This window comes from Bradyrhizobium sp. Ken51 (assembly GCF_055807435.1).
The window spans coordinates 1-22,805 of record NZ_JBVVPB010000033.1 but is presented as its reverse complement, the minus strand read 5'-3'; the positions used below and the strand labels follow the sequence as shown (position 1 = coordinate 22,805).

Genomic DNA, 22,805 nt, shown 5'->3' with positions numbered 1-22,805 from the left:
TATGAACGCCAAGAAGGACATCGTGATCGCCAACGCCAGGATCGTGCTGGCGGAACGCGTGATCGAACAGGGCTGGCTCGCCCTCGCCGATGGACGCATCGCCGAGATCGGTGAGGGCAGGGCGCCTGCGGGGTCAGAGGATGCCGGCGGCGATTTGATCATGCCCGGCCTGATCGAGCTCCACACGGACCATCTCGAGGCGCATTACGTGCCGCGGCCAAAAGTGTTCTGGAATCCGGTCGCGGCCGTCGTCTCCTATGATGGCCAGCTCGCGACATCGGGCATTACCACGGTGTTCGACTCGCTCCGGGTCTGGCGCGAGGACGGCGCCGAGGAAGTCGACGGGCGCGCCGGCGTGCTTGCCGCGGCGATCACGACCGCGCGCGATGCCGACCTGCTGCGCGCCGATCACTTCCTGCATCTGCGCTGCGAAATCCCGATGCCGAGCGTGGTCGAGGAGGCCAGGGAACTGATCGACCGTCCCGACGTGCGGCTGATGTCGCTAATGGACCACACCCCCGGCCAGCGCCAGTTCCGCGACGAAGGCAAGCTGCGCGACTATTATCGCGGCAAGGGCGGCGGCAAGACCGACGCCCAGCTCGACGAACTGTTCGCGAAACGTTTCGAGTATCAGAAGGCCTATGCCGCGACCAACATGCGCGAGATCGTGGCGCTGGCACATAAGTACAAGATCCCGCTGGCGAGCCATGACGATACCACCGAGGAGAACGTCGTCGACGCCGTGCGCGATGGCGTTTCGGTGGCGGAATTCCCGACCACGTTGGAGGCCGCGCGCGGCCTGCACGAGGCCGGGATCGACATCCTGATGGGTGCGCCGAACGTCGTGCGCGGCGGCTCGCATTCCGGCAACATCGCCGCGGTCGATCTCGCCCGCGAGGGCCTGCTCGACATCCTGTCGTCGGACTACATTCCCTCGAGCCTTCTGATGGCTGCGCTGCATTTGCCCGAGCACGTGCCCGCGATCAGCCTTGCGGCGGCGATCCGCACCGTGACGAAGGCGCCCGCCGAGGCGGTCGGCCTGTCCGACCGCGGTGAGATTTCCGTCGGCAAGCGTGCCGATCTGATTCGCGTGCACGTCGCAGGCCACGTCCCTGCGGTCCGTAGCGTCTGGCGCGAAGGGGGCCGTGTCGCATGAGCGAGACCGTCACTGTGGCGGGAACGCAGACGGGCGCGGTCGGGCCGGGGCGGCTCGTGCTCGTGGTCGGCCCCAGCGGAGCCGGCAAGGACACGCTGCTGCGGCTGGCGCGGGCGGCGTGCATCGAGGATCACGACATCGTCTTCCCGCGCCGTGTCGTGACGCGCGAATCGTCGGCCGACGAAGACAATATTGCGGTGAGCCCTGACGAATTCCGTCGCGCGCACGAGCATGGCGAATTCGCCGTGCATTGGGAGGCGCATGGGCATTGCTACGCGCTGCAGCTCGACCTCAACGACGACATTCGTGCCGGCCGCGCCGTCGTCGCCAATGTTTCGCGCACCGTGATCGGCGCGCTGCGCCAGACCTATGCAAACGTCGTGGTGGTCGCGATCACTGCGCCGCCGGATGTGCTGGCGCAGCGGCTTGCCGCTCGCGCCCGGCACAGTGACGGCAGTATCGCCGAAAGGCTGACGCGCAACGTCGACGACGCATCGGCGCAGGCCGATGTCACCATTCTCAACGCGGGCAGCGCGGAGTATCATGGCCGTCAGCTTCTGCGCGTGATCCGGAATCAAGGCTGGCACGAATAGCCGGCACAGCAAGGAGACTGGAATGTCGGTGATCGAAACGGTCGAGCAGCTGGAGGCAATCTACGGCGTCACCAACGACGCCTCGACCGTGAAAGTCGCCGACCATGTCACCCCGCTCTATCGCGTCTTTATCGAAAAGGCGCCGTTCGCCGCGCTCGCCACCATCGGACCCGAAGGGATCGACTGCTCGCCGCGCGGCGATCTCTCCGGCTTCGTCCGCATTCATGACCCGAAGACGCTGATGCTGCCGGATCGCCGCGGCAACAACCGGGTCGATTCCTTGCGCAACATCGTACGCGATCCCAGGGTATCGCTGATGTTCCTGATCCCCGGCTCCGGCAATGCGGTCCGAGCCAATGGCCGGGCCTTTCTTTCCATCGATCCCGAACTGCTGGCCTCGTTCAAGGTCGAAGGCAAGGCGCCGCGCAGCGTGATGGTGATGACGGTCGACGAAATCTACTTCCAGTGCGCCCGCGCCATCGTCCGCTCCGATCTCTGGAATCCCGACAAGCGCATCGACCCCAAGACGCTGCCGACACCCGGCCAGATCCTCGCCGAGATGGGCGAGAACAGGGTCGGCGGCGCGGAGTACGATCGCATCTGGCCCGAGCGTGCGGCCGCGACGATGTGGTGAGTTCGTTCTTCCCCTCTCTCCTTGCGGGAGAGGGTGGCTCGCCGCGTAGCAGCGAGACGGGTGAGGGGTCTCTGTCCTCACGGAAAACGTTATGCGCGGACACAACCCCTCATCCGGCGCTTCGCGCCACCTTCTCCCGCAAGGGGAGAAGGGAAGAAGGGGGAGAACGTGCTCTCCGAGCGGAGCCGGCGCGCGAATTGATCAACTCCGGCGGCGCGCCCTGGTGCGTGCCGCCTTCTTTGCGGCGGTGGAGCGCGCCTTGGCGCCCTTGGTGCGGCTCGCCTTGCGCGCGGTGGCTGAACGCGACGCGGCCGTTCGTCGGCTCGCGGCGCGCTTGCCCTGTTTCGACAATGCGCTCCGCGATGCGGTCGAGCGCGGCTCCTTCTTCAAAACCTTTTCGACGGCTCGCGATACGCGCGGCCGGCGTTTCGGGGTGCGCTTGCCCTGACCGACCTCATAGGCATATTTGGCGCTGCGTCGCGTCGCCTTCTTGACGCGCCCTTTCCGCGGCGGCGGGAGATCGACGCCGGCGCGGCGCGCTTCCGACAGACCGATGGCGATGGCCTGTTTCGTCGAGCGCGCGCCATGCTTGCCCTTGCGGATCTTGTCGATCTGGTCCTTGACGAATTCGCCGGCCTGCGTGGTTGCCGATTTACCGGCACGCTTGTCTTGCCTGGCTTTGCGAATGACTTCCTGTCTTGGCATGGGTTCTGTTCCCTCTGGATATTCACAGGGATATCTGACCGCAACGCGCAAGATGGACGATTGATCCTTTCAGTTCCTGAGCGCCACCAGCAATTCATCCGGGCGCTCGGCCATGATCATGTGACCGGCGCCGGGTACCACGACGGTCTTCGCATGCGGGATCGCCGCCGCGAGTGTCTTGCCGGCCTTCACCGGCGTCATCATGTCCCGCTCGCCGAGGATGAGCGTCGTAGGCACCTTCACGCTCGCGGCGGCTTGAAGCGCATTCGCGTAAGCATTGCAGGCCGACAAATCCCTGAACAGCACGCCCGGCTCGCAGTGTTTCAACACAGCCTGCGCTCCGCCATGCATCCACAGCCCCGGTGCGAGGCTGCCGCCGAGCTCGGCGTTGAAGCCGAGGCCCCAGATCGAGACCATGTCGTTTGCGTCCTGCGAATTGGCCTCGGCCGCCTTCAGCAGATCCGGGCCGACCGTCATGGTCGCGGCCGTGCCGATCAGGCTGAGTGCGGACACCTTGTCGGGGTGACGTGCGGCCGTCTCCAGCGAGATCAGCGATCCCATGGAATGGCCGATCAGATGCGCTTTCGTAACTCCGGCCGCATCGAGCAGGGCCGCCGTCCAGTCGGCCATCTCGGCGATGCTTGCGAGCGAAGGTCCGGGCGAACGGCCGTGGCCGGGCATATCAGGTGCCAGCACGCCAAAGCCGTGATGTGCGAACCAGCGCGTATGCAGCGCCCAGGTCGAATGATCGAAGCCGGCGCCATGGAGGAAGACGACCGCGGGCAGGGATCTGTCGAAGTCGCGGCCGCCGGTTGCGACCAGCACCTCGGCGCCGTTGACGGAGAGCTTCATGGTGTCAGACCTTTTGCGAGATGCGCAGCGCCTGCGCGAGATCGTCGATGATGTCGCTTGCGGTCTCGATGCCGACCGAGAGCCGCACCAGCTCCTCGCCAATGCCGGAGGCCTTGAGCTGCTCGGTGTCCATCTGCTGGTGCGTGGTTGACGCCGGGTGGATCACCAGCGTCTTGGCGTCGCCGACATTGGCGAGATGGCTGATCATGCGCAGCGATTCGATGAACTTGCGGCCAGCAGGCCGGCCGCCCTTGATGCCGAAGGAGACGATCGAGCCGGCGCCGCGCGGCAGCAGTGTCTTTGCCAGCTGGTAGTCCGCGTGGTCCTCGAGCGAGGGATGCAGCACCCAATCCACGGCCTTGTTGGCCTTCAGCGCTTCCAGCACGAGGTGCGTGTTCTGGATGTGGCGGTCCATGCGTACGCCGAGCGTCTCGACGCCCTGCAACAGCTGGAACGCGTTGGTCGGCGACAGACAGGCGCCGAAATCGCGCAGGCCTTCGGTCCGCGCGCGCATGATGAAGGCCGCGGTGCCGAATTGCTCGTCGAAGACAATGCCGTGATAGCCGCCATAGGGCTCGGTCAGTACGCCGAATTTTCCGGATGAACGCCAATCGAACCGGCCGCCGTCGACGATGGCGCCGCCGATCGCGATGCCGTGGCCGCCGATCCATTTGGTCGCCGAGTGCATGACGATGTCGGCGCCGAGCTCGATCGGGCGGCTGAGATAGGGGGTGGCAAACGTGTTGTCGATCAGCAGCGGAATTTTCGCATCGTGCGCGATCGCCGCGACCTTCGGAATATCAAGAACCTCAAGCCCGGGATTGCCGATGGTCTCGCCGATCACCAGCTTCGTGTTCGGCCTGATCGCCGCGCGAAACGCTTCGAGATCGCGCGGCTTGACGAAGCTGGTGGTGATGCCGAAGCGCGGCAGCGTGTGCGCCAGAAGGTTGATGGTGCCGCCATAGAGCGAGCTCGACGCGACGATATGGTCGCCGGCGTTCAGAAGCGTCGCGATGGCCAGATGCAGCGCGGCCATGCCGCTCGCGGTGCAGATCGCGCCGACGCCGCCCTCCAGCGCCGCCAGCCGTTCCTCGAGCACGCCGGTGGTCGGATTGGAAATGCGCGTATAGATGTGACCCGCGCGCTCGAGATTGAACAACGCTGCGGCGTGATCGGAATCCTGGAACACGTAGGACGTGGTCTGGTAGATCGGCACGGCGCGGGCGCCGGTCGCGGGATCCGGATGCTGGCCCGCATGCAGGCTCAGGGTCTCGAAGGCGGGCGGTTTTGGCGCGGGCATGCGGGGCCTCGTTGCTCGGTCGGCGGAGGCGGCTCTTGTGCCACAAAACGGCGCGCGAAGTCAGCCCATTGACAGGGTTGCCTAACCCCGGATCGCCTGCTCGATGATCCGCGCCTCCCGCAGCAGGATCTCCGCGACCTCCTGTTCGCGGCGTGGGCCGAGCCTCGTGCGAACGGCGGAGACGGTCATCGCGGCAGCGGGGCGGCCGTCCGGGGTCTTGATCCAGGTCGAGATCGATTTCGTGCCCTGCACGAGACCAATTTCCCTCATACCGTACCCCAGCCGCCTCGCGGCTGTGACCTGGCCCAGCACCATCGCAGCGTCGGTCTGGTAGGCCTCGAATCGCTTCTCATTGGCTACGACGATTTTGCGCGCGTCCTGGGCCGGCATCGCGGCCAAGATGGCAACGCCTGCGCTGGAGACGCCGAGCGGCCGGCGCGCGCCGACTTCGATCGACAGCACCTGGATCGGATAGATTCCGATCCTGCGATCGACGCACAGCGTGTCGTTGCCGGTCCGCACCGTCAGGAACAGCGTGTCGCCGATCTCGGTGGAGGCGCGTTGCAGCGACGGATTTGCGGCGATCAGCAGCCGCGACGGCCGGGCCCGGGCGAGCGCGAGCTCCGGCACCTGGTTGCCGATCGCGTAGCGCCCGGTTTTGTCGTGCCGTTCGACGATGCCTTCCTCGATCAGCACGTGCACGATGCGGTGCACGGTCGGGCGGATGAGGCCGGTCGCCTGCACCACCTCGACCAGCGGCACGCCGTCTTCGCGGCCCGCGGCAAGAATGCGCAGCACCGCGAGCGCGCGCCGGATCGCCTGCGCCCCCTGTCGCGGCTCCGTCATGCGGCGGGCGGATTTCGCGGAAGTGGTCTTGTCCATAATATGGACAAGAACGCCACAATTCGCTCGACAGGTAAAGCGCGCATCTGGAGATTGCGCCCCGAATCGAGATGCCGTGTACGAATTCAGGCAAATCGACGTAAAATTGGAAGCGCCGCCGGGAGGTTAACATGAGATTAATCTGGATTGCCATAGCTGCCGCAGCGGCGATGTTGACGGGACCGGCGTGGGGCCAGCAATGGCCGTCGCGCAACGTCAAGCTGATCGTGCCCTATCCGGCCGGCGGCAATGTCGACAGCGCCGCGCGCATTATCGCCGACAAGCTCCAGGAAAAGCTCGGCCAGCCCTTCATCATCGAGAACAAGGCGGGTGCCGGCGGCATGATCGCGGGCGAGGCCTTCGCGAAGTCCGCGCCCGACGGCTACACGCTGTTCGTCGGCGCGAACGGCCCGGTGCTGTTCGCGACCGAAATCAATAAGCGCGACGTCTATAGCTGGAAGAAGGATTTCCTGCCGATCACGACGATCTCCATGACGCCGCTGGTGCTCGAGGTTCATCCTTCCGTGCAGGCGACGAATTTCAAGGAATTCATCGACCTCGCCAAGCGCGAGCCCGGCAAGCTGACGATGGCCTCGCCCGGTCCCGGCACCACCAACCATCTGCTCAGCGAGCTGATGCAGTCCAGCCTCGATCTGCAATGGGTCACCGCGCACTATCGCGGCAATGCGCCAGCGGTCAACGATCTGCTCGGCGGGCAGGTGCAGTTCGCGTTCGACCAGCTCACGGTCAGCCTGCAGCACATCAAGGCCGGCCTGTTCCGGGCGCTGGCCGTCACCAGCCCGCACCGCCTGAAGTCGCTGCCCGACGTGCCGACCTTCGCCGAGCTCGGCTACAAGGACTTTGACGGCCAGACCTTCACCGGCCTGTTCGCACCGGCAGGCACGCCGGCGCCCGTGGTCGACAAGCTGCACGAGGCGCTGACCGCGATTTTGAAGGACCCGGCCGTGGTCGACAAGTTCGAGAAGCTCGGCGGCGAAGCCGTCGCGATGACCCCCGACGAATTCAAGGCCTATCTCGAACGCGAGGACGCCAAATGGATTCCGATCGTGCGCAAGGCCAACATCAAGGCGGATTGATCGATGCGGATCGACCCCACCGAGCTCGGCGCCGAACGCATCTACCGGCTGATGACCGGCATCGTGGTGCCGCGCCCCATTGCCTGGGTGACGAGCCTGTCCCGCGCAGGCGTGCTCAACCTCGCGCCGTTCAGCGCCTTCACCTTCGTCTCGCAGAAGCCGCCGATGCTGGCCATCAGCGTCGGCCGCAAGGGCGCGGACTACAAGGACACCGCGCATAACATTCTCGACACCGAGGAATATGTCATCCACATCGCCGATACCCCGCTGATGCAGGCCGTGCACGACTCGTCGGTCGAGCACCCGCCTGAGATCAGCGAGGTCGCGGAGTTGGGTCTCGAGACGATCCCGAGCGAGCGCATCAAGGTGCCGCGGCTCAGCATTGCACCCGTCGCGATGGAATGCCGCTTCCGGCAGTGCCTCGAATTCGGCGACGCCCGCAGCCGCCTGATCGTCGGCGAAGTCGTGATGTTCCACCTCCGCGATGGCCTCGTGAACGACGGCAAGGTCGAAACCGCGGCGCTCGATCCGATCGCACGCGTCGGCGGCCCGCGCTACGCCCGGCTCGGCGAGATCGTGACGCTGCGCGGCGTGTTCCAGACTCCCAAATCGAAAGACTGAGCGCGCCGCCCCTGCGCGCGCCACAAGACCATTGGAGAACGACCATGCGACTCCTGAGTTATCTCGTGGACGGAGAGCCGCGCTACGGTGCCGCCATCGACGGCGGTGTCGTCGACCTGACCCGGCGGATCGGCCGTGACTTCTCCGATGTGAGGGCGCTGATCGCGGCCAATGCGCTGGCCGACGCGCAGGAAGCCGTCGCCGGACAAAAGCCGGACTACGCACTCGACGATCTCGTGCTGCTTCCGCCGGTGCTGGCGCCGGAAAAGCTCTGGTGCATCGGTGTCAATTACGCCGAGCGCAATGCGGAGTATAAAGACAGCTCCGACCTGCCCAAATATCCCAGCCTGTTCGTGCGCAGCATGTCCTCGATGACAGGCTCCGGTCAGCCGCTGGAGAAGCCTGAGATCTCCGATCAGCTCGACTACGAAGGCGAGCTCGTCATCGTGATCGGCCAGGGTGGCCGGCACATCCCGCGCGAAAAGGCCTGGTCCCACATTTTCGGCATGACGCTGTGCAACGAGGGCACGATCCGCGACTGGCTGCGCCACGGCAAGTTCAATGTCACGCAAGGCAAGAATTTCGACCGCTCCGGCAGCATCGGTCCGTGGATCGTCACATCGGACGAGCTCGACCCGCGCGGGCCTCATGACATCGTCACGCGCGTGAACGGCGAGGTGCGGCAGCAGGACACCACCGAGCGGCTGATGTTCCCGTTCGATTTTCTGATCTCCTATCTCTCGACCTTCGCAACCCTCAAGCCCGGCGACATGATCGTGACGGGCACGCCGACCGGGGCAGGCGCCCGCTTCGACCCGCCGCGCTGGCTGAAAGTCGGCGATGTCGTCGAGGTCGAATCCAGCCGCATCGGCGTGCTGCGCAACACCGTCGCGGCGGAGAGCTGAGCCATGCTGGATGCCGCCACCATCGAACGCCTTGCCGCGCGGCTCGACGAAGCCGAGCGCACCAAGACGCTGATCACGATGTTCACGAAAGATTGTCCCGATTTCAGCATCGAGGATGCCTATGCCGTTCAGCGCGCCTGGACAAAACTTCAGCTCGGTCGCGGCCGGGTCATCAAGGGCCACAAGATCGGCCTGACCTCGAAGGCGATGCAGAACGCGGTCGGCATTTCCGAGCCCGACTACGGCGTGCTGTTCGCCGACATGTTCTATGCCGATGCCACGCCTATCCCGTTCGACCGCTTTCACGCACCGCGAATCGAAGTCGAACTCGCCTTCGTGTTGAAGGCGCCGCTGCGCGGGCCCGATTGCACCATCTTCGACGTGCTCAACGCCACCGACTACGTGACCCCGGCGCTGGAGATTCTGGAGACGCGCATGCACCGCGTCGATCCCGAAACTGGCAAGGCGCGAAAGGTCATGGACACGATCTCGGACAACGCGGCGAACGCCGCGCTGGTGCTCGGCGGCCGGCCGTTCCGTTCGATGGATGCGGACATGCGCTGGATCGGCGCGCTGCTGTTCCGCAACGGCGAGGTCGAGGAAACCGGGCTTGCCGCCGGTGTGCTCAATCATCCCGCCAACGGCATCGCTTGGCTCGCCAACCGCCTCGCGCCGCATGACGAGCATCTCGCCGCCGGCGAGGTGGTGCTGGCGGGATCGTTCACGCGGCCGGTCGACATCCGCCGCGGCGACACTTTTCATGCCGACTATGGCGCGTTCGGCTCGGTGTCGTGCCAGTTCGTCTGAACCAATAAGCAAGAGGGATCGCACAATGATTGGTCAAACGCGGCGCAAGAGCATCCATATCGGCGGCTTCAAGCACGCCAACCCGATTCCGAACGCCTGCCGCATCGGCAACCTCGTGATGTCGGGCGTCATCCTCGGCCGCGATGCGGCCGGCACAATGCCCGAGAGCCTGGACGCGCAATGCGCCAACATGTTCGCGCATATGAAGGCGACGGTCGAGGCCGCCGGCGGCACCACGGACGACATCATTAAGATGACGGTGTGGCTGAAGGACCGTACGCAACGCGGGCCCGTGAATGTCGAGTGGCTGAAGATGTTTCCGGACGAGCATTCGCGCCCGGCGCGCCACGCGCTGCCGATGGACAACATGGACGGCGACGCGCTGGTGCAGTGCGACTTCACCGCCATGATCGACTGAGGGAGTTTTGCGCATGCCGACCTATCTGCCGTTCGACCCGAATCCGCGCCGCCCGGTCAAGGCGCCGCCGCCCAAAACCGTCGACAGCCAGTTTCACGTCCTGGGTCCCGTGGACAAATATCCGGAACGTCCGGGTGCGGCCTATCGGATGCCGACCGCGACCTGGGAAGCGGCGCTGCGCGTGCACAAGACGCTCGGCATCGAGCGCGGCATCATCGTGCAGACCACCACCTATGGCGCCGATCATGCCGTCGTTCTCGACGGTCTCGCCGCGATGGGCCCGAACTATCGCGGCTGCGCCAACGCCCTGGTGTTCGCCGAGGCGAACGACGCTTATCTCGCAAAGCTGCATGACGCAGGTGTTCGCGGCGCGCGCTTCAGCTTCCGCCAGGAGCTCGGCGCCGTGCTGTCGGATGCCGATTTCGCCCGCGCCATTGCGCGCATCCGCGAGCTCGGCTGGTACGTCAAGATCCAGCCCGAGAAGGACGGCATCGTCTCCAGCGTCGCCAAATACGAGAATCTCGACGTGCCCGTGCTGATCGACCACATGGCGCGGCCCGATCCGGAAGCCGGCAGCAACGATCCGAATTTGCGCAAGATGCTCGAGCTGCTCGCCAAGGGCAATTTCTGGGTGATGCTGTCGCTCGGCGAGAAGACCTCGAAGCTCGGCCCACCCTACGATGACGTCATCCCGATCGCGCGCGCCTATATCGAGGCGGCGGTCGACCGCTGCGTTTGGGCCAGCGACTGGCCGCATCCGGTCTCGGTCAAGCAGCCGCCCAACGACGCCGATCTGCTGGAGCTGATGTACCGCTACGCGCCTGATCAGACGGAGCTGGAGAAGATCTTGGTGCACAATCCGGCAAAGCTGTTCGGCTTTCCGGATTGAGGGGAGAGCGGGCACCAAGGCTTCCACAACGTCATGGCCGGGCTAGTCCCGGCCATCCACGCGTCGCCACGCGGCACTAAGAACGTGGATGCCCGGGACAAGCCCGGGCATGACGACCTCGTGAACTGCACCCACTGCGCTCACGCGGCCGGCTGTGAAGCCAGCCTGTCGCGCACCCCAGCCGCAATCTCGAACGAGCGCAGGCGCGCGGCGTGGTCGTAGATCTGGCCCGTGGTCATCAATTCGTCCGCGCCGGTCTCCGCGATCAGCGCCTTCAGCTTCTGCTCGACCACGGCAGGCGAGCCGACCGCCGAGCAGGACAGCGACTGGCCCACCATCGCCTTCTCAGCCGGCGACCACAGCGCGTCCATGTCGTCGACCGGCGGCGGCAGCGGGCCGGGCGTGCCGCGGCGCAGATTGATGAACTGCTGCTGCAGCGATGAGAACATGCGCTGCGCGTCCGCGTCGCTGTCGGCGGCGAACACGTTGACTCCGACCATCGCGTAGGGCTTGTCGAGCTGCGCCGAGGGCTCGAACCGCGCGCGATACTCCCGCAGCGCCGGCATCATCATCTGCGGCGCGAAATGCGAGGCGAACGCGAACGGCAGGCCGAGCATGCCTGCGAGCTGCGCGCCAAAGGTGCTGGATCCCAGGATCCACAGCGGCACCTTCGTCCCCATGCCCGGCACGGCGCGGATGGCCTGGTTCGGCTGCACGTCGCCGAGCAGCGCCTGCAGCTCCAGCACGTCCTGCGGAAAATTCTCGGAACTGGTGGCGAGATCGCGCCGCAGCGCGCGCGCGGTGAACTGGTCGGTGCCTGGCGCGCGGCCGAGCCCGAGATCGATCCGCCCGGGATAGAGCGAGGCCAGCGTGCCGAACTGCTCGGCGATGACCAACGGCGAATGGTTCGGCAGCATGATCCCGCCGGACCCGACCCGGATCGTTTTTGTCCCGCCCGCGACATGCCCGATCACCACCGACGTCGCCGCGCTCGCGATGCCCGTCATGTTGTGATGCTCGGCCAGCCAGAAGCGCTTGTAGCCCCAGGCTTCCGCATGCTGGGCGAGATCGAGCGAATTGCGAAATGCCTGTGATGCGTCTCCGCCCTGACGGATGGGAGCGAGGTCGAGTACGGAGAAAGGGATCATGGGCGGGTCCGGACGGCGCGTGCGATGGGAACGTGGACTCGACATGTAGGAGCCGGCCGCAGGAATACCAGCCGAAGCGATCATTGTGCTGCGCCGCCTCCTTACGCGGAGGCGAAGTCCTCGCTGCTGATGCATGCGGCAAATCCGCCTGCACTGAAACCGCGGGCCGCATTGCGGCGTTGCCGGCCGGTTTGGTCAATGGCGACGATTTTCATTTCGGGGGCTTTCTTTGGACAGATTCAACATCGGCGTTCATGTCGTTGCGCTGGCTGCGGCCTTCGCGCTCGCCGTTCCCATTGGCTGGGATCGCGAGAAGCGGGCGCGAAGCGCGGGCTTGCGCACCTTTCCGCTGGTCGCAATGGCAAGCTGCGGCTTCGTGCAGGCCAGCGAAAGCCTGCTCGTGCATTCGCCTGACGGGATGGCAAAGGTGATCGAGGGCCTCATCACCGGCATCGGCTTCATCGGCGGTGGCGCTATTCTCAAGCAGGGAAATTCGGTGCAGGGCACCGCGACGGCCGCGAGCCTCTGGGCGACCGGCGCCATCGGCGTCTCCGTCGGGCTCGGCGCTTACGATGTCGCGGTGACGGTCGCCGTATTCACGTTCTTGACGCTTCGCTTGTTGACGCTGGTCAAGGAAGACGACGATCATTGATGCATATGCGGGCGGCCTGCACCCCGTTCACAACACCGTCATTGCGACCCGTTGCGCCCCTCGGCCCAACTGGGCGTCTGGCGCCTGTTGTTGTACACTCACTAACCCAATCGACGCTCGCCAGGAGGAACCGACATGACCGCGGTCGTACTTAATCGCCGGAGCCTCCTCGCCGCGGGCGGCTCGATCGTAGCAACCGGGGTCTTGGCAACCGGTGTTCCCGGCCTGCTGTTGCCGGCCCGCGCGGACGGCCTTGCACCGACCGAAACGATGTCGGGCGGGGCGAACAATTACCGCAAGGGCGCGGCGATCGTGGAGCGGATCGGCAAGGGCGGCTTCTGGATGAGTGGCACCGTCCGCCGCGCCGGCGACGGGGCTCCACTGGCTGGGCAGCGCATCCAGATCTGGGCGCACACCACCGAAGGCCAAGAGCACGAGCCGCAGAGTCATGGGGCCACGCTGACCGACAAGGACGGCAAGTTCCGGCTCGAGATGCCGCAGATCATTCCCATCTTCGGTCAGCCGCATGGCCACCTCGCCTATGACAGCGGCGAGTTCAAAACAGTCTTTCTGCGGCCGGTGATGCGGAGCGCAAAGGAAACCAGCCTCGAGGCGCACTTCGTCCTGCAGGCGGCCTGATCGCATTGGAGATGCAGGGGCGGAGATCGGCCCGGGCGCCCCTGATCTGGGTCGCCCTTGCCTTGGCCATCGGCGTGCCGATCGCGCTCGCTGCGGGAAGCGAACAGCTCGCATGGCGCGGCCCGGTCTACATCCTCGCCGGCTTCGCCGGGATCATTGCGCTCGGTCTCGTGCTCGTTCAGCCCCTGCTGATCGGCGGATATCTGCCGGGCCTGTCGGCCTATCGCGGCCGGCGCGCCCATCAGTGGATCGGCGGCGCGCTCGCTCTGGCGATGGTGATCCATGTCGCCGGCCTCTGGATCACCAGTCCGCCCGATATGATCGACGCTCTGACCTATACCTCACCGACGCCGTTCTCCCCCTTCGGCGTGAACGCCATGTGGGCCATCTTCATCGTCGCGCTTCTGGCGCCACTCCGCCGGCGATTGGGCCTGCGGCTGCGCACCTGGCGCATCGTCCATATTCCGCTCGCGATCGTCATCGTCGCAGGCAGCGTCGCCCATTGCCTGCTGATCGAGGGGACAATGGAGACGGTGTCGAAGGGGGCGCTGTGCGCAGCCGTGCTCGCGGCGACCGTCAAGGTCATGGTTGATCTCTGGAGAAGGCGAACGTTGCGCGGCGAGAGTGTTGCGCGGCAGTAAGCGTAGGGTGGGCAAAGGCGCGTAGCGCCGTGCCCACCATCTATCTATCAATAGTGGTTGGTGGGCACGCTTCGCTTTGCCCACCCTACGAGCTACGAAATTTTCACTGACCGCCTTGTTCCAACACGTTGAGCATCGTCAGCGCCGATGTCTCCTCTGCTTGCCGCTGATGGCGCCGAGGCTTATCCATCACGAGATGGCCGTCAGTGTCCCCGACCTGAAAGCATTCCTGCTCGCCACACCGTTCTTCGGCGGTATCCCGGATCAAAGTCTCGACCTCCTGATGTCGATGTTGGTCGAGTGCCGATTTGATACCGGAGCAACCGTCGTGACGGAGGGCGATCCCGGACGCTCGCTGTTCATCGTCAAGTCCGGCCGGCTGGCGGTGAGCAAACGGGCGAATTCGGGAAGCGTCATCCCGATTTCCGTTCTGGAGCCCGGCGATTTCTTCGGTGAAATGACGCTGATCGAAATGCAGAATCGATCCGCCACGGTGGTCGCGGAGAGTCCGACCGTGCTTTACGAGCTGACGGCCCAGAAGCTCTACGCCTGCTACAAGGCCGATATCCACGCCTACGTGATCGTCCTGCAGAACATCAATCGCGAGCTTTGCCGACGGCTGCGCCGCAGCGACGATCGCTTTGCGGGGTATCAGATGGGTGACGAGAAGTGATCAAGTGATAATGCGTAAGGATGGGTAGAGCACTTGCGAAACCCATCATGTTTCGCCACCGCACGATGCTTCGATGGGTTTCGCTTCGCTCTACCCATCCTACGAGTTTGCGATCATGCATGCTTGGCCACCGAACAATTCCTTAGCTGCGCCGGGACTTGACGAGGCGGGTGGCTCCTTTGGCCCCTGCAACTCCACCTAGAGCAAAGCAAACGAGGATTCCAATGAGCACAACGAGCGTCCAATCGCCATGAATGCCTCCCTTTACGCGACTCAGAACCGAGGTTCCGATCAGCATAGCCGCGAATCCGAGAACGGCTCCACAAAGCGTGAAGCCCACCAATCGCGCGAGCAGGACGATCGATGACGTTCGTTTCACGCCACTCATTTGTGGGAATGCTCTAATTTGTGCCCGGCTCCGGGATGATGCGCATTTGGCCAAGCATCCCTTTCCATCCGCAGTTCGGACATCGGACCGCGGCTCTTTCATCGTCGTGAGGATTTGCGCCTTCTTGATAGTCAAAGCCAGGGCTTTGACATTCTGGGCAACAACCCATCCCAATTCGCTTGACGATCTTTTCCCACGCCATTCGACTATTCCAGATTGCCGAATATTAGTTGCTCGCAGTGACGCTGAGACCCCCTGTCGCAGGATTGCCTCTTGGATTCGCCGAGTATGTCGAAAGCAGCACGCGTGGCCAAGGGCGACCCGTCGGGCAAAACACCCGCCTCCCGCAAAACCCCGTCAATCCCCTCCCATAAAAATATTCCACTTTACCGAAATTCGGAATCGCAGTATCAATCCGTCATCCCGGTCCAGGGAGAGGGGCGATCGTCCGTCGTAACGAAACGTGGATCGGGGAGCGGTGGACGCGGCAGCGTCGGGCACGAAGGCGGGACCAGGGCGAGATGAACCTCGTGAGGTCTTGCCTAGGGTGCGGACGAACGGCGCCAACGCCCTGCGAAGCCCTTTGGGCGAAGCAGGACGTGTCCGGCGAAGCCTTTGGGCGAAGCCGGATCGCTGCGTACGGCAAAATCGTGTGGTCCTGGCCGTCGTTGCTACGGTCAAGCCTTGCGGAGATGCATCGGGGCTCTACCGGGTCTCAATGCATCGTCAATTCGCAAGGCGACGGCGACAAAAAGGAACTCGTCGCCGGGGAGAGCGCGGCATAAGCCGTCAACCCACTGCGCAGGGAGAGTATTTGCTCGGAAAGTACAGATATATCAATGCATTGATGTGGGTGTGTCTACATTCGTGTCGCGATTTTCGAGGCGTTCTGGCTGATAAATTTATATGAAGTCCTATCGAGCCCTGTGGATGCGGTGAAGTCTGGCGGCGGGTGTAGCGGTCGGGCTACAATCAACGGATGACGAATCTGATGTCCAAGATCCTGCTTGCGTTGGCCGCGATAGCCGTTCTGGCGACGGACGCCTCGGCTGACGTGCTGAGGTGCAAAATCGAAGGCTTCAGCGACAGCATTTTCATCACGTCTCCCCCCGATACGAATCAGAACGACGGTCAATACGCGCGGATCGGCATCTCGCCCGGCATTGGAAACAAGGCTTTTGCTTTCGGCGACCGCATGGGGGCTCACGTATTCGTCGAATTGAATGCCGACGGTACGCCGGTTGGGCTGTTGACGGTGCAGAAGGACATGCGCGTGATCAATTCACGTCAGTCAATCGATCCTTCAGGCATAGTTTTTGCGCCATCCCAAAGTGCGGGTGTGTGTACTCGATGCGAGTCGCTAAAGGCCTGTTTGCCGCGATGACCAAGACGGTAATCGCATTTGCTGACGCTCGCGCTCCTTCGGGCTAGGGCCTATCCGCTTATTCGGTGATCGACGGGGGAGCAGGTTATGTTTGAAGGAATTAAGAAGCGATGGGCTGAAGCGCGAGCAATCGAAGCAAAAAAGGAAGTCGAAGATACATTGCAGCGCTGGGACCGAATGAACGCGCTGGACCAGCAGCTAGTTACATCAGCTTTCGAAGCAATGATGTCCGAAATACCTGCCTCATTGGAAAATAGCGCTAAGGCCGCGATGTCAAAAGGTATAATGGCAGCAGCACGGACAGCCTTCTCGACTCGCGGTGACAACCTGATGGCCCATACGAGCCGGGTGAGCGCATTTGGCGGGGCGCTAGTGTCTCTCTACTTGGAGTGTCAAACATTGCCCGGTGAGCAAGCCACCCGCACGATCACCCTGATAGATGATTGGAAGCGGCGGACGCCGGGCTGATCGCAATGGGCGAGAGCAAACAAAAGCGCCGCGCGCATGCCACCGTTCTGGACGCCTGCCCGTGGTGCATCTACTGCGGCGGCAACATTCCTGCGAGGACTGTCGATCATGTTCCGCCGATTATCATGTTCACGCAGCGCCGACGTCCAAAGGGTCTTGAATTTGGAAGTTGCGAACGGTGCAACGGCGGCACCAAGCATGCTGATCTGGTCGCGGCTATGGTCGGCCGATCCATGCCGGATTCAGAAACGGAGGCGGGCCGCGCGGAGGTGAAGAACATCTTTTCAGCAATCAACAACAACATTCCCGGCCTTCTCCAGGAAATGTACATCCCTCCCGAGCAGCAATCGGCTGCAGGGTGGCGTAAGGAAAATGGCGGGTTGCTTCGCACCGATGGGCCGCTGGTCTCGTCTCACATGCAGACCTTCGCGTTTAAGATCGGATTTTCCCTCTACTACGAACTCACAAAGAAAGTTTTGCCGACCTCTGGTGGCGTTGTTGGGAGGTGGTTTTCAAATGTTGACCGCCTTGATGGCACATTTCCCCAGAGCGTTTTTGAGCACCTGTTGCCACCGACCACGTTGCGCCAAGGAAAGTTCGAGGTCTCGAATCAGTTCGAATATCAGTGGCGGCTCGCGGAGGGTGACCGCATGGCAATGTTTCTCGCCACCTTTCGTCAATCGTTCGCCGTGCTTGCCTTCGCTGCGACCGATAGGGGCCTGCTGGATGCCGAGACCAAGCATCCATTTGAAATCTGCGCGCCCGGTGAACTGATGAGCGTCCTCCGCCGCGAAGCGTCCCGTGCCGAAACAACGATCAGCGCAAGAGCTAGGTAATAATGGACAAGTTTGCCGAGGCCTTGATGAAGTTCAGCGGCTCTTTGGTCGCGCAGTACGACACTGTATTTGAGCATCGCGGAAATGCGGGCGACTCGCGAGAAAGCGCGGTCAGCGAATATCTGCGCAAAGTTATGCCCTCTAATTTTGGTTTTTCCAAAGGCGAAATGTTCGACTCTGCGGGAGCTAACTCCGGCGAGGTCGATCTCATCATCTACGACTCCGTCTTCTCGCCGATCTTCAGCGATGGGTCGGGCAAGATTTTAGCACCCTTCGAATCGTGTTTCGGAGCGATTGAATGCAAGTCGACTCTGACCATTACCGAGCTAAAGGACTGCATTCGAAAAATTGAGAAATACCGTTCCATGAAGCGGAGCGTAAAAATTTCGAATGCAGCGCAATTGCTGCCCTACGTCCGAGTCGAGGCGGGCCCGGGCATGAAAATCGGAGAGTCCTATAACGTCCCGTTGTTCGGTGTCTTCGCGTTTGACAACAAGATTGCGCTGGACACGCTTTTGGACATGTTGAAGCTCGATGTGGCAATCGACTACCTCGTTGTTCCAGGCAAGTTCATTTACATTGCGAGAACGTCCGCACAGCCCGCACTAATTGGCACAAACCATGTGATCGCGGAAACCGAAAAAGCTGTCGCCGTCTGGATCATGTATCTGCAGACGATGCTTAGTGGGATCAAGCTCATCGGCATTGACACTCATAGCTTGCTGCAGCGCCTCACCGCTGAAATGCCCGTGCGCCGGTTAATGTTCGGGCCAGCGGATCGCAATGCGTCAATCCCTTCATCATAGTCCCACTTACTCGCTAAGGCACCACGCAGGCTCGCACCGCCTTATCGGATGATCCCGAGATCAGCCGCGCGGCCTTTGACGTCTTTTGCGGCTTTGAGCGGATGCCTTGGTTGCCATCGACCACCGCGCTGTGCGCTCGCCGATCAGAGCGTCCTCTGTGTGCTAAGCTGGCCCGCATGAATGAGCGCGCCCAGCAGCGCTTCGGCTAGCTGATCTCCGACTTCGTTGGGGGCTGCGAATAATTTCGAGCGCCCGTTTCACCTCGTGGTGCTCGACGCGCGGGGCGCGTGCTCGGTGACGCGATTCGGAAACGCAGGTATCGAAGGGGTTCGCAGCGGCCTCTCGCGGACGAACCGGCTGACGATGCAGTGACCGTCCAAATAGCCTGTGAATAACCGGGACAAGCCTCGTAATCCTGTCGCTGCTACCCTGCATTGTGTCACCGTTTACGCTCGCGATTCGCAGGTGAGCACCCATGTTTGCATTCGTCTTAATGCCCTTCGACGCTGCTTTCGATGATGTCTACAAACTCGGGATTAAAGAGACGGCTGAGAAGCTAGGTATCCGAGCCGAGCGGGTTGATGAGCAGATATTTCACAAAGAGAATATCCTAGAGCGCATCTACAACCAGATTGATGCTGCGGATCTTATCATTGCCGACCTGACCGGGCGTAACCCCAACGTATTTTACGAAACCGGATACGCTCACGCCAAGAGCAAACTCTGCCTACTTCTTACTTCCAGAGCCGACGACATTCCGTTCGATCTCAAGCATCATCGTCACCTGATTTACGGCGACTCAATACAAAACCTGAGGCAAGCGCTTGAAAAGGATCTCGAATGGCTCAAGTCCGAGTTCACCAATCGGCAATCGGTGCTAACGGTGCGATTGAACCGGATATGGGGCCTGCTAGAGAAAAGCAGTTGGCGGGCCAGTGCCAAGGTTGATCTGGTATTCGACTTAAACAATGACACGACAGTCGCCTCTCCCGAGATCGAGGCCATCTACTTCGAAGCGGGAAGAGGATGGACATTCACCCAAGACGGCCAAGAATGTGCCGCGCGCCCGAGCGCAGTCGCTAAAGATTGGAGCAGCTATTTTGTTCGGACACCGGTCCGACGGCTGCAGGCCAAGTCGTGGGCCCAAATTAAAATCACAGGCGAAAGAACATTAGAGACAACTTTCGAAAGTGAAAAAGAGGTTGTTTTTAAAGACAGCTACAAGATTGCAGGACGAGCCACAGTTCGCATTGTAACTAATGAAGGCACGTTCGATTTCCCTATCGAGTTGGATGTTGAGGTAGAAGAGTACCCGTTTTAACCGCGAGAGGACGCGCGAGTTGGGATCGAGGCCGTTGTGGCAGTTCTTGCGCCTGCAACTGCCGGGTTCATGAGATGAAGTTGCAGCCGCGAGAGCACACGGCGGTCTATGGCGACTCCCCCGCGAACCATGCATTGCGACCACTTCAAGCTGTTGGCAGATCGCGCCGCTTGGCTGCGGACCAAAGGTTAGCCCAATACCAGCAAATACGCGAGGAAGCTGAAAGAACGCCGAGCCCAATGAATGCGACAATGAAAACGAGGTGTGGCGCTGCCATGCTGCCCCCCGATGGTTCGCAAATCACTTTCGAATCATACGCCTTATTCCCGCAGTTGCAATCCGCACAACCAGATCGTGGAGGCAACCCCGCCCGAAGAAACTACGGAGTCGCCAGCCCGATTTTAGGAACGGCGCACATCACGCGGCCTCGTTGCAAATCGACGCGTCCCACGGTTGGTATTGGGCGAGCTTTGAAAATTTAATCAGGCCAAAAATATCAATCGTTGCAAGGCCAGATCAACCGTCTCTCGAAGCTGATTTTCCGCGCTACCTTGGAGTTCTTTACTCCAACCTGCGGCAGGCATTGAATCGGCGCAGGCCCTGTCAGAGCCCCTAGGCATCCTTGAACACGTCGCGTCGTAGGCCCCAAAGCCCCGCATGACGTCTAGGCGATCCGGTCTCTTCTGACAGGGCGACCGGGTCGCCGCTTGTGCAGCGAGGAGGCTTCCGCATGCTCAATGTTTCGATTAACGGCAAAAAGATCTTCCATTGGGAGGGCGATGCCGACACCGTCGCACGGATGGACCAGGAAATTGCTCGGCTGGCGGCGAAGGGCAATGTCACGAAACAGGCGCTGGCGCATTCGATGCTGCACACAGTCGTCACAAAAGGCCGCTTCATTCCGGGAGTAGACCCGGGGCCTCAGATGATGATGCTGACGTGGCTGGTGCTGACGATGCCGACCCATAATCCGGATCATCCGGGCAACGTCGGCGACTATGTCGAGATGTGGAATTTCGACTGCGACATCGTCGCTGCGCCCGATAACCTCAACGGATTCGAAGCGAAGCTCGTGGCCGACTTCGATAAGCGGGGCGTCGCCTGAAGTGAGGCGAGCTTTGTGAGGCTCCTGATCAAGAGAGGTTAGAGGAACTGAAGTGGGTGCCATCTCGGCCATCATCATCGATGGCGATGCTGAGGGGATTGAAGTGACACCATGACCGACGAAGATGATGACGATGACGACGACTGCACCGTGGCGATACCGCAGTTCGATTTCGATGATGGCGTCTGCAGCATCGACTTCCATCCAGTAGTGGCGTGGGGCGTCGAAGGCCACCCCGATCATGGCCGGATCATTCCGATCTACGATTACGGCGGCGACGACTGCGAACCGGACGGTCTCTACGCCATCGGCTATCCCACCGGCGGGTTCCGTTTTCCGGACGGCGAGCATTGCTGCCTGGACGATCTGTTTGAGGCTTTCCAAAAGCGGCTGAAGCAGCCATGACCAGCGCAGCACCCAGCAAGCCGACTAAACGCCAGCTCGCGCTGATCGCCTGGACGATCAGCAACCCACCGCCTGGCTCCAGTTTTGGCGAGCAGAACATGCTTAGCCAAAAAATGACGTATCTGCTCACTGACAGCGAACAAGAGCAGGTCGCGCAATTCGTCCGAGACAAGCCGGCGATGCTGAAGGCGCTGAAGCGGCGAGCTTCAAAGCCGTGGCGGTGACAGGATTAGTGGCGACGCTTCTTCGCGCCCGTGTCGGGAATGATGTGGCTGGCATCCGGCTCTTCGATTCCTGCGTCGATGTCCGGCGACCTATTGCAGGCGCACGGATCACCGGCACCACATTGACAGCCAAGCTCTTCGCTCCAGGCCCGGTCCGGGTGGTTCTCGCAGACAAAGCCGATGCCGAAGCAGATGGGACAGTTGGGATTGATCATGGCATGGAAAAGCGCGCGGGCCTTGCTCCAAAGATCGCAAGCATACCGCGCGCCTCGGTTACACCGCCAATTGTTTGCGAACGGCGGCGGCCGAATTGCCTACTTTGTCGACGGCCTTCTGCAGCTCGTCCTTCGAGACACCAAGCGCCTTAGTCCAATACTTGACCTCGAAGTCTTCATGCATGTTGATCTTGCTACGGTCGCGCTGGTCCCGTTTGGTGAGACTGTCGCTCATCTTCCTCCTCCATCGCCTGGACGAGCCGCTCATCATCGAGATCGGCCAGCAGGTCATTGATCGTGTTTTCGGCGTCCCTCGGCCCGGGCTCGACATAGCGAGCCAGGATGGCCTGGGCTTCTTTTACCGCTTGGGTTACGCGATCCGGCATGCCGGTACTCCACTCACTGGTGGAGAAAACGCCGTCAGGAACGCCGCGTTCCTTTGCTGAGCCCCTTGAATGAGCTGGCCCGTAGCAGGCCCTCGGAGGTGATGTCCCGGTATTCGATGTCGGCGTAGAACTTCGGCTCGACCCATGTCGCCTTCGGTTTCTTGACGGGTTTGGTGAGCTTCTGCTTCGGGCTGACGACGGTATCGAGAGCCTTGCGGATCTCCGCCGACTTCGTCCGGCTCCAGCCCGTGCCGACCTTCCCCATATAGCGCAGCTCCTTCCCTTCCTGCTTGCCGAGGTAGAGGGCCGCAACGCCGGACGGGTCCTTGACGAAACCGACGACAGGGAATTTTTCGCGCTGCACCGTCTTGATCTTCTGCCAGGCCTCAACCCGGTCCGACCGGTAAGGGGCATCCACTCGCTTGGAGACGATGCCCTCGTAGTTGAGCTTGCTCGCCGCCTCGAACAACGCCTGACCGTCACCTTCATGGTGCTCGCTGTAGAAGATCGGTGCTTCCAGCCCGTTCTCGTCTATGAGCTGCTTCAGCAGCTCTTTCCGAGCAAGCTGCGCATATTTCCGGAGGTCTACGCCGTCCAGCCACAGGAGATCGAAGGCGAAGAAAACGAGGCGGTCCTGGTCGCCTCTGCCGAGGTC

At 62.2% G+C, this 22,805-nt stretch carries 29 protein-coding genes; 21 read left to right on the top strand and 8 right to left on the bottom strand.

The genetic code is table 11. The features are described 5' to 3' along the window. Window position 1: 1 nt before the first annotated feature. The 3 genes from AC0L27_RS34415 to AC0L27_RS34405 are packed head-to-tail and all read left to right on the top strand — an operon-like array spanning window position 2 to window position 2,383. Window positions 2-1,156 (top strand): alpha-D-ribose 1-methylphosphonate 5-triphosphate diphosphatase, encoded by a 1,155-nt coding sequence (locus AC0L27_RS34415; RefSeq protein ID WP_354209590.1) that lies wholly within the window; start codon window positions 2-4, stop codon window positions 1,154-1,156. Then, complete coding sequence (gene phnN, locus AC0L27_RS34410) at window positions 1,153-1,749, top strand: phosphonate metabolism protein/1,5-bisphosphokinase (PRPP-forming) PhnN (RefSeq protein ID WP_354209589.1); 597 nt, start codon at window positions 1,153-1,155, stop codon at window positions 1,747-1,749. The genes AC0L27_RS34415 and phnN overlap by 4 nt, the downstream gene beginning before the upstream one ends. A gap of 22 nt (window positions 1,750-1,771) precedes the next feature. After that, entirely contained in the window at window positions 1,772-2,383 is a 612-nt protein-coding gene (locus tag AC0L27_RS34405; protein ID WP_473322193.1) for a pyridoxamine 5'-phosphate oxidase family protein, read from the top strand. Window positions 2,384-2,584: 201 nt separating this feature from the next. On the opposite strand, the gene AC0L27_RS34400 is transcribed toward AC0L27_RS34405, so the two are convergent. From AC0L27_RS34400 to AC0L27_RS34385, 4 genes are all read right to left on the bottom strand, one after another. Then, window positions 2,585-3,088 (bottom strand): DUF6496 domain-containing protein, encoded by a 504-nt coding sequence (locus tag AC0L27_RS34400; RefSeq protein WP_354209587.1) that lies wholly within the window; start codon window positions 3,086-3,088, stop codon window positions 2,585-2,587. A gap of 69 nt (window positions 3,089-3,157) precedes the next feature. Continuing rightward, window positions 3,158-3,940, bottom strand: a complete 783-nt coding sequence (locus tag AC0L27_RS34395) for an alpha/beta fold hydrolase (protein ID WP_473322192.1) — start codon at window positions 3,938-3,940, stop codon at window positions 3,158-3,160. Window positions 3,941-3,944: 4 nt separating this feature from the next. Beyond that, complete coding sequence (locus tag AC0L27_RS34390) at window positions 3,945-5,240, bottom strand: O-acetylhomoserine aminocarboxypropyltransferase (RefSeq protein ID WP_354209585.1); 1,296 nt, start codon at window positions 5,238-5,240, stop codon at window positions 3,945-3,947. Between the two features lie 81 nt (window positions 5,241-5,321). After that, window positions 5,322-6,122 carry an IclR family transcriptional regulator gene (locus tag AC0L27_RS34385; protein ID WP_354209584.1) on the bottom strand — a complete coding sequence of 267 codons (801 nt, stop codon included), beginning with the start codon at window positions 6,120-6,122 and terminating at the stop codon, window positions 5,322-5,324. Between the two features lie 131 nt (window positions 6,123-6,253). Between AC0L27_RS34385 and AC0L27_RS34380 the strand changes: the two genes are divergently transcribed. The 6 genes from AC0L27_RS34380 to AC0L27_RS34355 are packed head-to-tail and all read left to right on the top strand — an operon-like array spanning window position 6,254 to window position 10,859. After that, window positions 6,254-7,219: a Bug family tripartite tricarboxylate transporter substrate binding protein gene (locus AC0L27_RS34380; protein WP_354101175.1), complete on the top strand. Its 966-nt coding sequence runs from the start codon at window positions 6,254-6,256 to the stop codon at window positions 7,217-7,219. Between the two features lie 3 nt (window positions 7,220-7,222). After that, window positions 7,223-7,840: a flavin reductase family protein gene (locus AC0L27_RS34375; protein WP_354209583.1), complete on the top strand. Its 618-nt coding sequence runs from the start codon at window positions 7,223-7,225 to the stop codon at window positions 7,838-7,840. 44 nt (window positions 7,841-7,884) lie between these two features. Next, complete coding sequence (locus AC0L27_RS34370) at window positions 7,885-8,745, top strand: fumarylacetoacetate hydrolase family protein (protein ID WP_354209582.1); 861 nt, start codon at window positions 7,885-7,887, stop codon at window positions 8,743-8,745. Between the two features lie 3 nt (window positions 8,746-8,748). Beyond that, complete coding sequence (hpaH, locus tag AC0L27_RS34365; RefSeq protein ID WP_354209581.1) at window positions 8,749-9,552, top strand: 2-oxo-hept-4-ene-1,7-dioate hydratase; 804 nt, start codon at window positions 8,749-8,751, stop codon at window positions 9,550-9,552. 25 nt (window positions 9,553-9,577) lie between these two features. Further along, on the top strand, window positions 9,578-9,970 hold the full coding sequence (locus tag AC0L27_RS34360; RefSeq protein ID WP_354209580.1) for a RidA family protein: 393 nt from the start codon (window positions 9,578-9,580) through the stop codon (window positions 9,968-9,970). A 13-nt stretch (window positions 9,971-9,983) separates the two neighbouring features. Further along, window positions 9,984-10,859 carry an amidohydrolase family protein gene (locus tag AC0L27_RS34355; RefSeq protein WP_354209579.1) on the top strand — a complete coding sequence of 292 codons (876 nt, stop codon included), beginning with the start codon at window positions 9,984-9,986 and terminating at the stop codon, window positions 10,857-10,859. A gap of 140 nt (window positions 10,860-10,999) precedes the next feature. On the opposite strand, the gene AC0L27_RS34350 is transcribed toward AC0L27_RS34355, so the two are convergent. After that, entirely contained in the window at window positions 11,000-12,007 is a 1,008-nt protein-coding gene (locus tag AC0L27_RS34350; RefSeq protein ID WP_354209578.1) for an LLM class flavin-dependent oxidoreductase, read from the bottom strand. A gap of 229 nt (window positions 12,008-12,236) precedes the next feature. Between AC0L27_RS34350 and AC0L27_RS34345 the strand changes: the two genes are divergently transcribed. From AC0L27_RS34345 to AC0L27_RS34290, 12 genes are all read left to right on the top strand, one after another. Then, window positions 12,237-12,659, top strand: coding sequence for an MgtC/SapB family protein (locus AC0L27_RS34345; RefSeq protein WP_275174002.1), 423 nt, complete (start codon window positions 12,237-12,239; stop codon window positions 12,657-12,659). A 135-nt stretch (window positions 12,660-12,794) separates the two neighbouring features. Continuing rightward, a complete protein-coding gene (locus tag AC0L27_RS34340) occupies window positions 12,795-13,298 on the top strand; it encodes a peptidase associated/transthyretin-like domain-containing protein (RefSeq protein ID WP_354209577.1) in 504 nt (167 codons plus the stop codon). A gap of 11 nt (window positions 13,299-13,309) precedes the next feature. Then, window positions 13,310-13,939: a ferric reductase-like transmembrane domain-containing protein gene (locus tag AC0L27_RS34335; RefSeq protein ID WP_473322189.1), complete on the top strand. Its 630-nt coding sequence runs from the start codon at window positions 13,310-13,312 to the stop codon at window positions 13,937-13,939. A gap of 196 nt (window positions 13,940-14,135) precedes the next feature. Further along, on the top strand, window positions 14,136-14,612 hold the full coding sequence (locus AC0L27_RS34330; protein ID WP_354209575.1) for a Crp/Fnr family transcriptional regulator: 477 nt from the start codon (window positions 14,136-14,138) through the stop codon (window positions 14,610-14,612). Between the two features lie 1,379 nt (window positions 14,613-15,991). Beyond that, a complete protein-coding gene (locus tag AC0L27_RS34325) occupies window positions 15,992-16,384 on the top strand; it encodes a hypothetical protein (RefSeq protein ID WP_473322188.1) in 393 nt (130 codons plus the stop codon). 87 nt (window positions 16,385-16,471) lie between these two features. Continuing rightward, on the top strand, window positions 16,472-16,852 hold the full coding sequence (locus AC0L27_RS34320; RefSeq protein ID WP_473322186.1) for a hypothetical protein: 381 nt from the start codon (window positions 16,472-16,474) through the stop codon (window positions 16,850-16,852). Then, on the top strand, window positions 16,828-17,688 hold the full coding sequence (locus tag AC0L27_RS34315) for a hypothetical protein (RefSeq protein ID WP_473322185.1): 861 nt from the start codon (window positions 16,828-16,830) through the stop codon (window positions 17,686-17,688). The genes AC0L27_RS34320 and AC0L27_RS34315 overlap by 25 nt, the downstream gene beginning before the upstream one ends. Before the next feature lie 2 nt (window positions 17,689-17,690). Further along, the gene (locus tag AC0L27_RS34310) at window positions 17,691-18,494 is read left to right on the top strand and encodes a DUF6602 domain-containing protein (protein ID WP_473322183.1); all 804 of its coding nucleotides are present in this window, start codon (window positions 17,691-17,693) and stop codon (window positions 18,492-18,494) included. Window positions 18,495-18,969: 475 nt separating this feature from the next. Then, the gene (locus AC0L27_RS34305; protein WP_473322182.1) at window positions 18,970-19,815 is read left to right on the top strand and encodes a hypothetical protein; all 846 of its coding nucleotides are present in this window, start codon (window positions 18,970-18,972) and stop codon (window positions 19,813-19,815) included. A gap of 730 nt (window positions 19,816-20,545) precedes the next feature. Further along, the gene (locus AC0L27_RS34300; protein ID WP_473322181.1) at window positions 20,546-20,920 is read left to right on the top strand and encodes a hypothetical protein; all 375 of its coding nucleotides are present in this window, start codon (window positions 20,546-20,548) and stop codon (window positions 20,918-20,920) included. A 111-nt stretch (window positions 20,921-21,031) separates the two neighbouring features. Continuing rightward, the gene (locus AC0L27_RS34295) at window positions 21,032-21,325 is read left to right on the top strand and encodes a hypothetical protein (RefSeq protein ID WP_473322179.1); all 294 of its coding nucleotides are present in this window, start codon (window positions 21,032-21,034) and stop codon (window positions 21,323-21,325) included. Beyond that, window positions 21,322-21,549, top strand: a complete 228-nt coding sequence (locus AC0L27_RS34290; RefSeq protein ID WP_473322177.1) for a hypothetical protein — start codon at window positions 21,322-21,324, stop codon at window positions 21,547-21,549. The genes AC0L27_RS34295 and AC0L27_RS34290 overlap by 4 nt, the downstream gene beginning before the upstream one ends. A gap of 5 nt (window positions 21,550-21,554) precedes the next feature. Here the strand turns inward: AC0L27_RS34290 and AC0L27_RS34285 are convergent, their stop codons facing one another. The 3 genes from AC0L27_RS34285 to AC0L27_RS34275 all read right to left on the bottom strand — a co-directional run. Then, window positions 21,555-21,764 carry a hypothetical protein gene (locus AC0L27_RS34285; RefSeq protein WP_473322176.1) on the bottom strand — a complete coding sequence of 70 codons (210 nt, stop codon included), beginning with the start codon at window positions 21,762-21,764 and terminating at the stop codon, window positions 21,555-21,557. Window positions 21,765-21,822: 58 nt separating this feature from the next. Next, entirely contained in the window at window positions 21,823-21,999 is a 177-nt protein-coding gene (locus tag AC0L27_RS34280; protein ID WP_106946516.1) for a DUF3606 domain-containing protein, read from the bottom strand. Window positions 22,000-22,184: 185 nt separating this feature from the next. Further along, on the bottom strand, window positions 22,185-22,805 hold a 621-nt coding region (locus AC0L27_RS34275), incomplete at its 5' end, for an ATP dependent DNA ligase (protein WP_473322174.1).